Origin of the sequence: Pseudooceanicola sp., from assembly GCF_041987405.1 — a bacterium.
In the GTDB taxonomy this organism is placed as follows: Bacteria; Pseudomonadota; Alphaproteobacteria; order Rhodobacterales; family Rhodobacteraceae; genus Pseudooceanicola.
In genome coordinates this window covers 101,180-115,697 of record NZ_JBHIWR010000001.1, presented here as the reverse complement: position 1 = coordinate 115,697, position 14,518 = coordinate 101,180, and the positions used below count along the sequence as shown (strand labels likewise).

Genomic DNA, 14,518 nt, shown 5'->3' with positions numbered 1-14,518 from the left:
CACCCGTGCTCTCGCCTCGGGCCGCGCGGGATGATAGGGCGTGTCGGGTCAGCCGCAGGGGATGGTCATGAAGAAGCCGAAATGGGTCGTTGAAAAAGAGCGCGGCAAGAAGGCCGCGGCAGAGGAAACCGTCTGGCTCTTCGGCCTGCACGCCGTGCGGGATGCGCTGGTCAACCCCGCGCGGGAAAAGCTGCGCCTGATCGTGACCAAGAACGCCGCCGACAAGCTGGCCGATGCCATCGCCACGGCCGGAATGGAGCCGGAAATGGCCGATCCCCGCCGGTTTTCCGCCCCGATCGACCCGCAGTCTGTCCATCAGGGCGCAGCGCTGGAGGTGAAACCGCTGGACTGGGGGCAGGTCGCCGACCGCTGCCTCGGGGATGGGCGCCCGCCGCGTGTGGTGCTGCTGGACCGGGTGACGGACCCGCATAACGTTGGCGCCATCCTGCGCTCGGCGGAGGTCTTTGGCGCTTTGGCGGTGATCGGCATGCGTCACCATGCGGCGCCCGAGACCGGCGCCCTGGCCAAGACCGCCTCCGGCGCGCTGGAACGGCAGCCCTATCTGCGCGTCCGTAACCTGGCCGACACGATGGAGGAGCTGAGGTCCATGGGCTATCTGGTCTTCGGGCTGGACGGCGAGGCGGAGGGCACCCTGGAAGAGGCCGTGGAAGGCAAGCTGGATCGCCCGATTGCCCTGGTCCTGGGGGCCGAAGGTCCGGGGCTTCGCCCCAAGACCAAGGAGACCTGCGACGCCCTGGTGCGCATTGATTTTGCGGGGGATTTCGGCTCGCTCAATGTCTCCAACGCGGCGGCCGTGGCCCTCTATGCCGTGCGGCCCAGATAGGCCGCGCCCGCGCCGGACCGATTTCCTGTGGATAAGGCTCTTCCGTTAATGAAGTCTTCACATTCGTATTACAAGCTCTCGTCACATTGTCCCTGACTTCCTACATGAAGTCGAGAAGCGCTGGACCGGAACTCCGGTGCTTCCTTTCACTGTCCCTCGTTCCGTACTACGCCCGGGCTTGTCCCGGGCGTTCTTTTTTGCCCCCTCACACCGCCGCTTTCCCGTTGCGGCGGCAGGGGCATCGGCTAGGGTGATTGCATGACCGAAGACTACACCGACGCCCATCTGACAAAAATCCTGCGACGCACCAGGGTGATCGCCGTGGTCGGCGTGTCGATGAACCCGGTGCGGCCCAGCTATTACGTGGCGCGCTACCTCGGTCTGAAAGGGTTTACGGTGATCCCGGTCAACCCGGGCCACGCGGGTGCTCAGCTCTTTGGCCAGACCGTACGCGCCTCCCTTTCCGACATCACGGAACCGGTGGACATGGTCGATATCTTCCGCCGGTCGGAGGCCGTCCCGCCGATCGTCGATGAGGCGCTGGAGCAGTTCCCCGACCTGAAAACGATCTGGATGCAGATCGGTGTTGTCCACGAGCAGGCGGCAGAGACGGCGCGGGCGCGCGGCGTCGATGTGGTGATGAACCGCTGTCCCAAGATCGAATACCAGCGCCTCTTCGGAGAGCTGCGCATGGGCGGGTTCAATACCGGTGTGATCTCGTCGAAATTGTGAAACCGGGCAGGGGCTCTGCCCCGTCGCCTGCGGCGCCTCCCCGAGATATTTTCAGCAAAAAGAATGTCAGGTCTGCGGACGCGCGGCCTTTTCCACGATGCCGGAGGTGCCTTCACGGCGCTCCAATTCCGCCAGCACTTCCGCAAGGCTCACATCGCGCGCGGCCAGCATGACCAGCAGGTGGTAGAGCACATCGGCGGCCTCGGAGGTCAGCGCGGCGCGGTCGCCCTTCACTGCCTCGATCACCGCCTCGACGGCCTCTTCGCCGAACTTCTCGGCGCATTTCTCCGGTCCCTTGGACAGCAGCTTGGCCGTCCAGGAGGTGTCCGGATCGGCGCCCTTGCGGGCCTCGATCGTGGCGGAGAGTTGGTCGAGAATGCTCATTCCAGCCTCATCGGGATGCCTGCGGCGGCCATGTGGTCTTTGGCCTCGCGGATGGAATAGTCGCCGAAATGGAAGATCGAGGCCGCCAGCACGGCAGAGGCGCCGCCCTCGGTCACGCCCTCGACCAGGTGATCCAGCGTGCCGACGCCGCCGGAGGCGATCACCGGCACCTCGACCGCGTCGGAAATGGCGCGGGTCAGCGGCAGGTTGAACCCGGCGCGCGTGCCGTCGCGATCCATCGAGGTCAGCAGAATCTCCCCGGCGCCCTTGGACGCCACCAGACGCGCGAACTCCACCGCGTCGATGCCCGTGGGCTTGCGGCCACCATGAGTGAAGATCTCCCACTTGCCGGGGGAGACCGTCTTGGCGTCGATGGCCACGACGATGCATTGCGAGCCGAAATGATCCGCGGCGTCGGCCACCACATCGGGGTTGGCCACGGCGGCAGAGTTGAACGAGACCTTGTCCGCCCCCGCCAGCAGCAGGTTGCGCACGTCCTGCACCGTCCGCACGCCGCCGCCGACGGTCAGCGGGATATAGCAGTGCTCGGCCGTGCGGGTGACCACATCCATCATCACGCCCCGATTTTCGTGCGTGGCGTGGATGTCGAGAAAGCAGAGCTCATCCGCACCGGCAGCATCATAGGCGCGGGCGGCATCCACGGGATCGCCCGCATCGCGCAGGTCGACGAAATTCACGCCTTTGACCACGCGGCCGTCAGCCACGTCGAGGCAGGGGATGATACGGGTCTTTAACATGATGCTCTTCTAGGCCGGGGCGCGGGGCGGCGCAATCACTGCCGTGCGCGGCGAATCCACCGGATGACCGTGACCAGGATCAGCGCGCCCAGGATGAGGGCCGCGACGGGCAGGGTGAGCAGCATGAACCAGCCCGACACGAAGGCCGCCGCCAGCCAGTCGCCCCAGTCCGTGCCATTGACCACGCAGGGGTGGCGCGCGGCCTCGTTCAGCGTGCAGCCGTGCCGGTTGGCGAACCAGCTGGACCAGAGCACACCGAAGAGCGGCATGAGACAGATCAGGATCAGCACGGCGCAGAGGATGACGAACCCGCGATACATGGTCTTAGCCTTCGCCCGTGCCCTGTCGGTATCTGTGCACCGCCTCGATCAGCAGCGCCGCGATCAGAAGGAGCGGCCCGACCGACAGCATCGAGGCCACCAGCGTCAGCAGGATCGGGCCGATCAACTGAAAAAGCCCCGTCAGCCCGGCCGCGCAGGGGCCGATCCCCCCCGACAGCGACCCGCCGCAAAGCGTTTCGGCCAGGACCGCAAGCGCCATCGCCACGGCAAACAGCAGCCCGCCGACCCGCAGGATCCAGAAGGCCGCGCGGCTCTGCATGCGCGGGGCGGAAAGCCAGCAGGCCAGCGGAACAAGGATCAGCAGGACCTGGATGATTTCCTTTGCGCCCATGGCTCAGCCCTTCAGTTCGGCAAGCGCGGCGCGCAGATCCAGCGCCCCGTCATAGAGCGCGCGGCCCGAGATGGCCCCGTTGAGCGGCGCACCACAGTCGCGCAGCGCGGTGAGATCGGCGAGGGAGGAGACACCGCCCGAGGCGATCACCGGGATCGACACAGCCTTGGCCAGCGCCGCCGTGGCGGGGATATTCGGCCCCTGCATCGCGCCGTCGCGGTTGATGTCGGTGTAGATGATGGCGGCCACGCCCGCATCCTCGAACGACCGGGCGAGGTCGATGACCATGACATCGGTTTCTTCCGCCCAGCCCTTGGTCGCGACGCGGCCGTCGCGGGCGTCGATCCCCACGGCCACCTGACCGGGAAATGCCTTGGCCGCCTCGCGCACCAGCGCGGGGTTCTCCACCGCCACCGTGCCCAGGATCACCCGGGCCAACCCCTTGGACAGCCAGGTCTCGATCGTTGCCATGTCGCGGATGCCACCGCCAAGTTGCGCGGGCACCTTGGTCCGCTCCAGGATCGCCTCCACCGGCGCGGCATTGACCGGCGCGCCCGCGAAGGCCCCGTTCAGATCCACCAGATGCAGCCATTCGCAGCCCGCCTCGACAAAGGCCATGGCCTGCGCTGCGGGATCGTCGTTGAAGACCGTGGCCTTCTCCATGTCCCCTTTGAGGAGGCGGACGGCCTGACCGTCCTTGAGATCAATGGCGGGGTAGAGGATCATGTCGCGGCCTTTCCTGTTCGGCGCGGTTATGCATGACGTCACGAGACTTGCAACCTTCACTTGCAGCAGCGCATGACCGGCGGCAACATCGCGGTAACCATTGGGAGAAACCAAAATGCGCAAGACAATCCTGACACTCGCCGCCCTGGCCCTGTCCGCCGGCGCCGCCTGGGCCGACCCGGTCGAAGGCACCTGGAAGACCCAGGAGGACGATGGGGCCTATGCCCATGTCAAGATCGCGCCCTGCGGAAGCGGGTTCTGCGGCACCATTACCCGGACGTTCAACGCCAGCGGCGAATACAAGAGCGCCAATATCGGCAAGCAGCTCATCCGGGAGATGAAGCCGGCCGGGGGCGGGAAATACGAAGGCAAAGTCTGGCGGCCCTCGAACAACAAGATCTACCTCGGCAAGCTGGAGCTTAACGGCAACTCTCTGAAAATGAAGGGGTGTGTCGCCGGTGGCCTGTTCTGTTCCAGCCAGACCTGGGGCCGGATCAACTGAGCGGGAGGCCCCGGCGCGAGGCCGGGGCTTGCCTCATGGCGCCCAGCTGAGAAAATTTGCGATCAGCCTGAGGCCGGTCTCCTGGCTCTTTTCCGGATGGAACTGGGTACCGACCATGGTGTCGCGTCCGACGATGGCGGTCACCGGATGGCCATACTCCACATGCGCCAACAGCTGATCGGGCGCGGCGACCTCCATCTGGTAGGAATGCACGAAATAGGCGTGGCGCCCGGTCTCGATCCCCTCCAACACGGGGTGGGGCCGGTCGATCACCAGATCGTTCCAGCCCATATGCGGCACCTTGCGCCCCTCGGCCCGGATCCGCGACACTTCGCCGTCGATCCAGCCCAGGCCCGGCGTTTCCTCATATTCATGCCCGACCCGCGCCATCAGCTGCATGCCGACGCAGATCCCCAGAAAGGGCCGCGCCTTAACCTCCACCATTTCTCGCAGAGCGCCGTAAAGGTTTTCCCGCCCTTTCAACGCCTTGGCGCAGGCCGGAAAGGCCCCGTCGCCAGGCAGGACGATCCGGTCGGCGCGCAGCACATCCTCCGCCCGGTCGGTCACGATCACCTCGCCGGCATCGACCTCCCGCGCCATGCGCTGAAAGGCCTTTTCGGCGGAATGCAGGTTGCCGCTTTCATAATCAATCAGAACGGTCAGCATGGTCGTCTCCCCGAACCTCGGCCCGGCTTTCTTTTTGCCCGAAATATCCCCGCCGGAGGCTCGCGCGTCAGAGCGTTCCCTTTGTCGACGGTATCGCATCGCCCTTGCGCGGGTCGGTTTCGACGGCTTCGCGCAGGGCGCGGGCCACGGATTTGAACACCGCCTCGGCGATATGGTGCGAATTCACCCCGTGCAGCATGTCCACATGCAGGGTGATCCCGCCGTGCGTGGCAAGCGCCTGGAAGAACTCGCGCACCAGTTCGGTGTCGAAACTGCCGATCTTTGCTGCCGGCAGATCGACGTTCCAGACTAGGAAAGGCCGCCCCGACAGGTCCAGCGCACACCGCACCAGCGCGTCGTCCATCGGCAGCAGGCAGGACCCGTAACGCCGGATTCCGCGTTTATCGCCAAGGGCCTGGGTCAGGGCCTGTCCAATGGCGATCCCCACGTCCTCCACCGTGTGGTGGTCGTCGATATGCAGATCACCCTTACAGCGTACGTCCATGTCGATCAGCGAATGCCGGGCCAGCTGATCCAGCATATGGTCAAAGAAACCGACGCCCGTTTCCATGGCGTAGCGGCCCGTCCCGTCGAGGGTCAGGCTCACGTCGATTTCGGTCTCTGCGGTCTTGCGGCTGATCTTGGCGCTGCGCATGGGGCCTCCGGTGGTTTTGGCGGCTGTATAGGGCGGGCTGGGCGGCGGGCCAAGCGAAAGCCGCGCGGACGGGAAAATCCAGTTGAGGGCGCGACTTCCGTGCATCTGGGGGCTGGGTCCGAGGACCTCCGACCATATGCCGCTTCGGGAGTCATTAGATCCTCGGGGCGAGCCCGAGGAGGACGGCAGGTGAGAGGATGCGGAGGAGTATCAGGCCAGCGCCGCCGCCTTCCGCGCCAGCGCCTCGATCCCGGCCCAGTCGCCGCTTTCGACCTTGTCTTTCGGTGCCACCCAGGAACCGCCGACGCAGGCGGTGTTGGGCAAGGACAGGTAGTCCGCAGCATTGCCGGGGGTCACCCCTCCCGTGGGACAGAACAAGATCTGAGGGATCGGAGAGGCCAGGGATTTCAACGCCTTGGCCCCGCCCGCGGCCTCTGCCGGAAAGAACTTCTGCACCCGGTAGCCGCGTTCCAGCAGGCGCATCGCCTCGCTCGCCGTGGCGGCGCCGGGCAGCATGGGCAGGCCCATCTCCTCCGCCGCGTCCAGCAGGCGGTCCGTCGCCCCGGGCGAGACGCCGAAGGTTGCCCCCGCTTCCAATGCGCGCTCCACGTCCGCGGGGGTCAGGATCGTGCCCGCCCCGACGATCCCGCCCGGCACCTTGGCCATCTCGCGGATCACGTCCAGAGCCACGGGGGTGCGCAACGTCACCTCCAGCACCGGCAACCCGCCGGCGACCAGCGCCGCGGCCAGGGGTTGCGCATGAGCGATCTGGTCGACCACCAGCACCGGGATGACCGGGGCCGTGCGGCACAGCCTCTCGCTGGAAACGCTGGCTTCTTCAGGGGTTATGGGCATACCTTCACCTTAAACGACATTGGCGGCGCCGGTCGTGGCCGGGCCTGCATTCTGGCGGAAAACCTCAAAGAGCTCGCGACCGATGCCGAACTTGTTGGCGGACAGATCGGGCTGCTCCGGCGCGCGGTCCAGCGCGCCTTCGGTCAGCACGTCGATCTTGCCACTCACAGCGTCGACACGGATCATGTCGCCGTCCCGCAGGCGCGACAGGGGACCGCCCTCCGCCGCTTCGGGCGAGACATGGATGGCGGCGGGCACCTTGCCGGAGGCACCGGACATCCGGCCATCGGTCAGCAGGGCGACCTTCAGGCCACGGTCCTGCAGGACAGACAGCGTCGGGGTCAGGGAGTGCAGTTCCGGCATCCCGTTGGCCTTAGGTCCCTGAAACCGAACGATAACCACAGTGTCAGAGGTGAATTCCCCCGCCTTGAAGGCCGCCTTCACCGCCTCCTGATCGTCAAAGATCCGGGCGGGCGCCTCGATCACATGCCGCTCCGGCGTCACGGCAGAGACCTTCATGATCCCCGCGCCGAGGTTGCCCTGCAGCAGCTTCAACCCGCCCGTTGCCTGGAACGGATCGGAGGGCGGGCGCAGAATGCGATCGTTCTCCGAAACTCGGGCGCCGTCGGAATAGGTCAGACGGCCATCTGTGAGCTTCGGTTCCTTGGCGTACGCCGTAAGTCCCCCCTGCGCGATGGTCAGCGTATCCTCATGCAATAACCCGGCGGAGAGCAACTCTCCGATCATATAGCCAAGGCCCCCGGCGGCGTGGAAATGGTTAACGTCCGCCAACCCGTTCGGATAAACCTTTGCCATCAACGGTGTAGCGGCCGAAATTTCATCAAAGTCTTCGGTTTCGATCAGCACGCCCGCGGCCCGCGCCATGGCCGGCATATGCAGCACAAGGTTGGTCGACCCGCCCGTGGCCATCAGCCCGACGATCCCGTTGACGAAGGCCTTTTCGTCGAGCACGCGACCCGCAGGCCGGTAGTCATTGCCAAGCGCCGTGATCTCCATCGCGCGCTCCACCCCGGCCACGGTCAGCGCGTCGCGCAGCGGTGTATTGGGGTTCACAAAGGACGCGCCGGGCAGGTGCAACCCCATGAATTCCATCAACATCTGGTTGGAATTGGCGGTGCCGTAGAAGGTACAGGTCCCCGGTGAATGGTACGACGCCATCTCCGCCGCCATCAACTCGTCCCGGCTGATCTCTCCGGCGGCGAATTGTTGGCGGACCTTGGCCTTTTCGTCGTTCGGCAGGCCGGAGGGCATCGGACCCGCGGGCAGGAAGACCGCCGGGATATGGCCGAAGGTCGCCGCCGCCATGACGAGGCCAGGCACGATCTTGTCACAGACGCCAAGGTAAAGCGCTGCATCAAAACAATTATGTGACAGGGCAACTCCGGCGGACAAGGCAATGACATCACGGGAAAAAAGCGAAAGCTCCATCCCCGGCTGGCCCTGGGTGACACCGTCGCACATGGCCGGAACGCCCCCTGCGACCTGGGCTGTTGCGCCCTTGGCCCGAGCGGCCGTCCGGATCAGATCGGGAAAGCGTTCAAACGGCTGATGCGCCGAGAGCATGTCGTTATAGGCGGTCACGATGCCAAGGTTCGCGCCCGTGCCCTGCGCCAGCGCCGCCTGATCGTCCGGCACGCCGGCATAGGCATGCGCCTGGTTGCCACAGCTCAGATGCGCCCGCACGGGTCCGGCCTCTGCCGCGGCCGTCATACGGTCCAGATACCGGCCACGCGTCTCAGCCGATCTTGCGATGATCCTCTGGGTGACCTTCTCGATGGCTGGGTTGAGCGGCATGGGTGTCTCCTTCTGCGGCTTTCTTAACAAGCAATGGTAGCGGTAACAATGCGGATCATGGCCCGGGTCCGGACCGCATCAGCGCTGCGTCACCTTATGGACCCGACCTGCCGCGTCATAGGTGATCCACTCTCCGCGCGGCTCCCCCCGCTCGAATTGGCCGGAGCGCTTTTTGGTCCCGTCCTCGCGGAACCATTCCCAGTAGCCGACAGGCAGGTCGTCCTCTTCCTGGCCGGTGGCGTGCAGGGTGCCGCTCTTGTGGAACTTCTTGACAGGGGTCGCCATGGGATCAGGCTAGCCCTGCCAGAGGGTGCCCACAAGAGCGGCTCTTCCCGGCGGCCCCAATTGGCGCTAGAGGGAGGCATGACAGACCTTCCCGTGCTTCGTTTGAAACCAAAAATGGACCCCCGCCGCATCAGATTCGGCTACCCTTGGGTCTATGATAATGAACTGGTCCTCGACCGCCGGAGCAAGGCGATCGCGCCCGGCTCTTTGGCCGTGCTGGAGGACGCGGGGCGGGAACCGCTGGCCCTGGTCGCCGCCAACCCCGGCTCGCGCATTGCCGGGCGGGTGCTGGACCGCGCCGATGTCACCGCGCTGACGCCGGAGTGGTTTACGGCGCGACTCACCCGCGCGCGGGCGCTGCGTGAACGGCTGTACGATGAGCCCTTCTATCGGCTGGTCCATGCGGAGGCCGATGGCTTCCCCGGCGTCATCATCGACCGGTTTGGCGACACGGCGGTGATCCAGCCGAACGCCGCCTGGGCCGAGGCGCATCTGGAGCAGATCACCGAGGCGCTGATCGCCGTGACCGGGGTCGTGAACGTGTTGAAAAGCGCGGGCGGCCGGGCACGGGGGCTGGAGGGGCTGGACGACCGCGACGCCGTGCTGGCCGGAACCGCGCCCGAGGCCCCCGTGCCGGTGCCGATGAACGGCGCGACCTATATGGCGGATCTGACGGGCGGGCAGAAAACCGGTCTCTTCTTCGATCAGCGGCCAAATCACGCCTTTGCGGCGGGTCTCGCGCGGGATGCACGTGTGCTTGACGTCTTCTCGCATGTCGGCGGCTTTGCCCTCGCGGCGCTGGCGGGCGGGGCTGTGTCGGCTTTGGCCGTCGATGGCTCGCAACCCGCCCTGGACCTGGCGACAGAGGGGGCCAGCCGGTCAGGCGTCGCTGACCGTTTCGCCACCCGCAAGGGCGATGCCTTCGACACACTAACTGCTCTGGCGGATGAGGGTGAAAGCTATGAGCTTGTCATCTGCGACCCGCCTGCCTTTGCCCCGTCGAAAAAGGCGCTGGACGCGGGCCTGAGGGCTTATGAGCGCATCGCCCGTCTGGCCGCGCCGCTGGTGACGCCGGGCGGCTACCTCGTGCTCTGTTCCTGTTCCCATGCGGCGGATCTGGAGAAGTTTCGGACCGCCTGCATCCGCGGGATCGGGCGGGGGCTGCATCAGACCGGGCGCACCGCACAGCTGATACACACGGGCTTTGCCGGGCCGGATCATCCGATGCATCCGCAGCTGGCCGAAAGCGGCTATCTCAAGGCGCTGGCCTTCCGCCTATGAAACTGGTTCTCGATGCCTGTGTCCTCTACCCGACGGTCATGCGCGAGGTGCTGATCGGGGCGGCGGAGGCGGGGTATTACACACCGCTCTGGTCGGACCGCATCCTGGAGGAATGGGCCCGCGCCGCGGCCCGGATCGACCCGGCGCAGGAGGCCCAGGCGCGGGGCGAGATCGCCCTGCTGACTGCCCGCTACCCGCGGGCGCGGATCACAGCGCCGGAAAGTCTGACAGCGCGGCTTTGGCTACCGGACCCGGCTGATATTCACGTGCTCGCCACGGGGATCGCGGGGCATGGCGACGGGATCGTGACGATGAATGCCAAGGATTTCCCCCGCAACATCCTGGCCGAAGAGGGGTTGACCCGCGCCGATCCCGATACGCTGCTCCTTGGCTTTTTCGAGGCGCGGCCCGGTCCGATGCGGGAGGTTGCGGACCGGGTCCTGGCCGAGGCGCGGCGCCTGTCGTCCGAGGACTGGACCCTGCGGAGCCTGATGAAGAAGGCTCGTCTGCCGCGATTGGGCAAGGCTCTGGAGGCCGCGTAGCCGCATCTGCCCGGACTTGATCCGGGGCCTCTGCCGTCACGCAGTCGGCGGGAGATCCCGGATCAAGTCCGGGATGAGAGCGCCTCAAAACGCCCCACTCAGTTCAGAACGACCCGTCCGCCCCAAGCTGCCGCAGCACCCGCGCCGCGATCCCAACGCTCTTGATCCGCGCCGCGTGGTCCCAGATCTGCGCGTTCACCATCACCTCATCCGGTTGATATTTCTCAAGAATATCGGCGATCTGGCGCTTCACCATCTCCTCCGACCCGATGGCGCTGACGGTAAAGCGGGACTGCGCCGCGGCGATCCAGGACGGGTCCAGGTGGTCTTCCAGATGTTTGACCGGTTTGGGCAAGGGCCCCGGCGTGCCTGCGCGCAGCTTGGCAAAGCCCAGAACGGCGGAGGACTGGTGGTAGGCCGCTTCTTCTTCTGTCTCGGCGGCAAATACGTTCATCGCCACCATGAAATGCGGTGCCTTCAGGTGGTCGGAGGGGCGGAAGGTGCGGCGATAGACATCCCCGGCCTCCTCCAGCATCTCCGGTGCGAAATGAGAGGCGAAGGCGTAGGGCAGCCCCAGATGCGCCGCCAGCTGCGCCCCGTAGAGCGAGGAACCTAGGATCCACAGTGGCACCCGGGTCCCAGCCCCGGGGATCGCGCGCAGCCGCTGGCCTTCCTCGACCGGGCCGAGATAGGCCATCAGCTCCAGCACATCATGCGGGAATGTATCCTGCTGCGACATGTGCCGTCGCAGCGCCCGCGCGGTTTCCATATCCGTGCCGGGCGCACGCCCGAGGCCCAGGTCGATCCGGTCGCCATGAATTTCCGCCAGCGTGCCGAACTGTTCCGCGATCACCAGCGGCGCATGGTTGGGCAACATTACCCCGCCGGAGCCGACCCGGATGCGCGAGGTCGCCTCGGCGATATGCCCGATCAGGACGGAGGTCGCGGACGAGGCGATGCCGGGCATATTGTGATGCTCCGCCAGCCAGTGCCGGTGATAGCCTTGGCTTTCCGCGAACTGGGCGAGGGCGACGGAATTCGCAATCGCCTCCCGCGCGGTGGAGCCTTCGGGAATGGGGGCGAGGTCGAGAAGGGAATAGCGCATGGGCTGCAATCTGTCCTTTTGTCAGCCGGAGGTCCAGCCGTCGGTGAGCCGCCGGATCGCCGCAATCCGCTCTTCCGGTTTGGGATGCGACAGCAGCCAGGCGGGGGCGGCCCCGTGGTTCGTTTCGGTCAGCGCGGCCAGTTTCTCGAACAGCCTGACCTGATGTTCCGTGCCGATCCCGGCCTTGGTCAGCAGCGCCGCCGCATAGGCATCCGCCTCGTATTCATCCGACCGCGACAGCCGCGCAGCCAGAAGCGAGGTCAGCAGCCCGGCGATCCAGCCGCCGATTCCCGGCAAAATCCGGCTCAGCACCATGCCAAGCGCCGAGCGCAGCGCATTCTGGCCGGAAAAGTCGATCAGCCGCCGCCGGGTGTGGTTCAGCGCCACATGCCCCAGCTCATGCGCGATGACGGAGGCGAGCTCCTCGGCCGTGACCTCTCCGGCGTTGTATTTGTTGAGAAAACCGCGTGTCAGGAAGATGCGGCCATCGGGCACGGCCATGCCGTTGACCGGCGAAACTTCGTAGACATGGACGCGAATACGCGGCAGGTCCAGCGCCTGCGCCATCTTCCGCGTCAGGGCCTCCAGCCGTGGGTCGGCCAGTTCGGTGGATTTCTGGTCCAGCTCCTTCTTCAACCGCCAGGACGAAAAGTGCCAGGCGAAGATGCCATAGAGAATGGCCAGGAGGATCGGGGTCAGACGCAGCATGGGTCCGATATGGGGCAGGGCGCGGCCTTGAACAAGCCGCGCCCGCACGATTGTCAGGCGAGCGTCGCGTCCAGCGTGATTTCCGCCCCGGCCAGCAGCTTGGAGATCGGGCAACCGGCCTTCGCTGCCTCCGCCGCCTCGTGGAACTTGGCCTCGTCGGCACCGGGGATCTTCGCCGTCAGGTCAAGGTGAACCTTCTTCACCGAAAACCCGCCGTCGTCCTTGTCGAGATAGACGGTCGACTTGGCGGACAGCTCCTCGGCTTCCATTCCCGCCTGTTCCAGTTGCAGCGACAAGGCCATCGCGAAGCAGGAGGCATGGGCGGCCCCGACCAGTTCCTCCGGGTTGGTGCCTGGCTCGCCCTCGAACCGCTGGTTGAACCCGTATTGCGCCTTGTCCAGAACGCCGGATTCCGTGGAAACCGTGCCCGACCCGCCCTTGATCGTGCCGTTCCAGATCGCTGAACCATGTTTCTTGATCATCTCTCGCTCCTTCAGTTGCGCTGAAGAAAGGAGAGCGCGCCGCGCCGCGGTTTCAACCCCGCCGCCGTCTTCTTCTTGTCTTGAGACACCCGGGGTGTCCGCCGGACGGGGCTAAGCCCCCGACTGCAACGCGGCTTCCCGGTCGGAGCCCACTAACGGGTCAGCTCTTTCATGCCCTTTTCCAACCCTGCCAGGGTCATCGGCACCATGTTGTCCTCGAAGATCTCGCGCATCATCTTGATGGACTGGGTATAGCTCCAGTACTTCTCCGGCACCGGGTTGATCCAGAGATTCGAGGTCCACTGGTTGCGGCAGCGTTCCAGCCAGGTCTGGCCCGATTCCTCGTTCCAGTGCTCGTTCGCGCCCCCGGGATAGGCGATCTCGTAGGGCGACATGGAGGCGTCGCCGACAAAGATGCACTTGTAATCCGGCCCGTAGGTCCGCAGCACCTCCCAGGTCGGGGTCTGCTCGGTCCAGCGCCGCTTGTTGTCGCGCCAGACGCCTTCATAGAGGCAGTTGTGGAAGTAGTAATATTCCAAGTGCTTGAATTCGGATTTGGCGGCGGAAAACAGCTCCTCCACCACCTTGATATGCGGGTCCATCGAGCCGCCGACATCGAGAAACAGCAGCACCTTCACCGCATTGCGCCGCTCGGGGCGCACCTTGACGTCGAGATAGCCATGCTCCGCCGTCGCGCGGATCGTGCCGTCCAGGTCCAGCTCCTCATGCGCCCCGGTCCGCGCCCATTTGCGCAGCCGTTTCAGCGCGACCTTGATGTTGCGGGTGCCCAGTTCGACCGTGTCGTCGAAGTTCTTGAATTCGCGCTTGTCCCAGACCTTCACCGCGCGCTGGTGTCGGGATTTCTCCTGTCCGATGCGCACGCCTTCGGGGTTGTATCCATCCGCGCCGAAGGGAGAGGTGCCGCGCGTGCCGATCCACTTGTTGCCGCCTTCGTGGCGTTCCTTCTGCTCCTCCAGCCGCTTCTTCAGCGTCTCCATCAGCTTGTCAAAGCCGCCAAGCGCCTCGATCTCGGCTTTTTCTTCCTCCGACAGGTGCTTTTCGGCCATCGACCGCAGCCAGTCGGCAGGCAGGTCGACCTTCTCCAGCATCTGGTCGAGGCTGATCTGGTCCAGCCCCTCGAAGGTCTTGGCAAAGGCCACGTCGAATTTGTCGAGGTTGCGTTCGTCCTTCACCATCGCGGAGCGGGCGAGGTAATAGAACCCCTCCGGATCGTACGTGATCAGATCCGCCTTCAGCGCCTCCAGAAAGCTCAGGTATTCCCGTAGCGAGACGGGCACGGCATGGTCGCGAAGGGTCTGGAAGAAGGGAATGAACATCAGAAAAACACGCGGTCCAGGAAGAGGGAGAGGAACAGGGCGATCAGTGCAAAGACAATCGCATGGACCACGGCATATTGCAAAATGTCCGCGGTCTTGCCCTTGCGCCGCCTGGCTCGCAGCCCGCCAAAGACTGCGCCGATCAGCGCCCCGAGAATGATGATCATGC

Annotated in this window: 20 protein-coding genes; 5 read left to right on the top strand and 15 right to left on the bottom strand. The window is 65.4% G+C overall.

Translation table 11 applies throughout. The annotated features are described in order from the left end of the window. Positions 1–67: 67 nt before the first annotated feature. Positions 68–844 carry a 23S rRNA (guanosine(2251)-2'-O)-methyltransferase RlmB gene (gene rlmB / locus ACFC2Y_RS00570; protein WP_375173109.1) on the top strand — a complete coding sequence of 259 codons (777 nt, stop codon included), beginning with the start codon at positions 68–70 and terminating at the stop codon, positions 842–844. Positions 845–1,102: 258 nt separating this feature from the next. Next, positions 1,103–1,576 carry a CoA-binding protein gene (locus ACFC2Y_RS00565; RefSeq protein ID WP_375173108.1) on the top strand — a complete coding sequence of 158 codons (474 nt, stop codon included), beginning with the start codon at positions 1,103–1,105 and terminating at the stop codon, positions 1,574–1,576. A gap of 66 nt (positions 1,577–1,642) precedes the next feature. On the opposite strand, the gene ACFC2Y_RS00560 is transcribed toward ACFC2Y_RS00565, so the two are convergent. The 5 genes from ACFC2Y_RS00560 to hisA are packed head-to-tail and all read right to left on the bottom strand — an operon-like array spanning position 1,643 to position 4,116. Further along, entirely contained in the window at positions 1,643–1,960 is a 318-nt protein-coding gene (locus ACFC2Y_RS00560) for a phosphoribosyl-ATP diphosphatase (protein WP_375173107.1), read from the bottom strand. After that, on the bottom strand, positions 1,957–2,718 hold the full coding sequence (gene hisF, locus ACFC2Y_RS00555; RefSeq protein WP_375173106.1) for an imidazole glycerol phosphate synthase subunit HisF: 762 nt from the start codon (positions 2,716–2,718) through the stop codon (positions 1,957–1,959). Before hisF ends, ACFC2Y_RS00560 begins: the two co-directional genes overlap by 4 nt. A gap of 35 nt (positions 2,719–2,753) precedes the next feature. Further along, positions 2,754–3,038, bottom strand: coding sequence for a hypothetical protein (locus tag ACFC2Y_RS00550; RefSeq protein WP_375173105.1), 285 nt, complete (start codon positions 3,036–3,038; stop codon positions 2,754–2,756). Positions 3,039–3,042: 4 nt separating this feature from the next. Next, on the bottom strand, positions 3,043–3,390 hold the full coding sequence (locus tag ACFC2Y_RS00545) for a hypothetical protein (RefSeq protein WP_375173104.1): 348 nt from the start codon (positions 3,388–3,390) through the stop codon (positions 3,043–3,045). Positions 3,391–3,393: 3 nt separating this feature from the next. Continuing rightward, positions 3,394–4,116 (bottom strand): 1-(5-phosphoribosyl)-5-[(5-phosphoribosylamino)methylideneamino]imidazole-4-carboxamide isomerase, encoded by a 723-nt coding sequence (gene hisA, locus ACFC2Y_RS00540; protein WP_375173103.1) that lies wholly within the window; start codon positions 4,114–4,116, stop codon positions 3,394–3,396. 115 nt (positions 4,117–4,231) lie between these two features. Between hisA and ACFC2Y_RS00535 the strand changes: the two genes are divergently transcribed. After that, positions 4,232–4,618, top strand: coding sequence for a DUF2147 domain-containing protein (locus ACFC2Y_RS00535; protein ID WP_375173102.1), 387 nt, complete (start codon positions 4,232–4,234; stop codon positions 4,616–4,618). Positions 4,619–4,651: 33 nt separating this feature from the next. Here ACFC2Y_RS00535 and hisH read toward each other — a convergent pair whose 3' ends face one another. The 5 genes from hisH to ACFC2Y_RS00510 form a co-directional block, all read right to left on the bottom strand. Further along, on the bottom strand, positions 4,652–5,284 hold the full coding sequence (hisH, locus tag ACFC2Y_RS00530; RefSeq protein ID WP_375173101.1) for an imidazole glycerol phosphate synthase subunit HisH: 633 nt from the start codon (positions 5,282–5,284) through the stop codon (positions 4,652–4,654). 67 nt (positions 5,285–5,351) lie between these two features. Next, a complete protein-coding gene (gene hisB / locus ACFC2Y_RS00525; RefSeq protein WP_375173100.1) occupies positions 5,352–5,939 on the bottom strand; it encodes an imidazoleglycerol-phosphate dehydratase HisB in 588 nt (195 codons plus the stop codon). Between the two features lie 210 nt (positions 5,940–6,149). Next, positions 6,150–6,794 (bottom strand): bifunctional 4-hydroxy-2-oxoglutarate aldolase/2-dehydro-3-deoxy-phosphogluconate aldolase, encoded by a 645-nt coding sequence (gene eda, locus ACFC2Y_RS00520; RefSeq protein WP_375173099.1) that lies wholly within the window; start codon positions 6,792–6,794, stop codon positions 6,150–6,152. A 9-nt stretch (positions 6,795–6,803) separates the two neighbouring features. Further along, entirely contained in the window at positions 6,804–8,609 is a 1,806-nt protein-coding gene (edd, locus tag ACFC2Y_RS00515; RefSeq protein WP_375173098.1) for a phosphogluconate dehydratase, read from the bottom strand. Between the two features lie 78 nt (positions 8,610–8,687). After that, positions 8,688–8,894, bottom strand: a complete 207-nt coding sequence (locus tag ACFC2Y_RS00510; RefSeq protein WP_375173097.1) for a toxin-antitoxin system YwqK family antitoxin — start codon at positions 8,892–8,894, stop codon at positions 8,688–8,690. Positions 8,895–8,972: 78 nt separating this feature from the next. On the opposite strand from ACFC2Y_RS00510, the gene ACFC2Y_RS00505 reads away from it, so the two are divergent. Together ACFC2Y_RS00505 and ACFC2Y_RS00500 are read left to right on the top strand one after the other, a co-directional pair. After that, complete coding sequence (locus ACFC2Y_RS00505) at positions 8,973–10,175, top strand: RSP_2647 family RNA methyltransferase (RefSeq protein WP_375173096.1); 1,203 nt, start codon at positions 8,973–8,975, stop codon at positions 10,173–10,175. Beyond that, complete coding sequence (locus tag ACFC2Y_RS00500) at positions 10,172–10,717, top strand: RSP_2648 family PIN domain-containing protein (protein WP_375173095.1); 546 nt, start codon at positions 10,172–10,174, stop codon at positions 10,715–10,717. The genes ACFC2Y_RS00505 and ACFC2Y_RS00500 overlap by 4 nt, the downstream gene beginning before the upstream one ends. A gap of 103 nt (positions 10,718–10,820) precedes the next feature. On the opposite strand, the gene ACFC2Y_RS00495 is transcribed toward ACFC2Y_RS00500, so the two are convergent. From ACFC2Y_RS00495 to ACFC2Y_RS00475, 5 genes are all read right to left on the bottom strand, one after another. Further along, a complete protein-coding gene (locus ACFC2Y_RS00495) occupies positions 10,821–11,822 on the bottom strand; it encodes an LLM class flavin-dependent oxidoreductase (protein ID WP_375173094.1) in 1,002 nt (333 codons plus the stop codon). A 21-nt stretch (positions 11,823–11,843) separates the two neighbouring features. Then, entirely contained in the window at positions 11,844–12,530 is a 687-nt protein-coding gene (locus tag ACFC2Y_RS00490) for a M48 family metallopeptidase (RefSeq protein ID WP_375173093.1), read from the bottom strand. A 53-nt stretch (positions 12,531–12,583) separates the two neighbouring features. Then, a complete protein-coding gene (locus ACFC2Y_RS00485) occupies positions 12,584–13,012 on the bottom strand; it encodes an OsmC family protein (protein ID WP_375173092.1) in 429 nt (142 codons plus the stop codon). A 152-nt stretch (positions 13,013–13,164) separates the two neighbouring features. Then, the gene (locus tag ACFC2Y_RS00480) at positions 13,165–14,349 is read right to left on the bottom strand and encodes a VWA domain-containing protein (RefSeq protein WP_375173091.1); all 1,185 of its coding nucleotides are present in this window, start codon (positions 14,347–14,349) and stop codon (positions 13,165–13,167) included. After that, positions 14,349–14,516 (bottom strand): hypothetical protein, encoded by a 168-nt coding sequence (locus ACFC2Y_RS00475; RefSeq protein ID WP_375173090.1) that lies wholly within the window; start codon positions 14,514–14,516, stop codon positions 14,349–14,351. Before ACFC2Y_RS00475 ends, ACFC2Y_RS00480 begins: the two co-directional genes overlap by 1 nt. Positions 14,517–14,518: the final 2 nt, after the last annotated feature.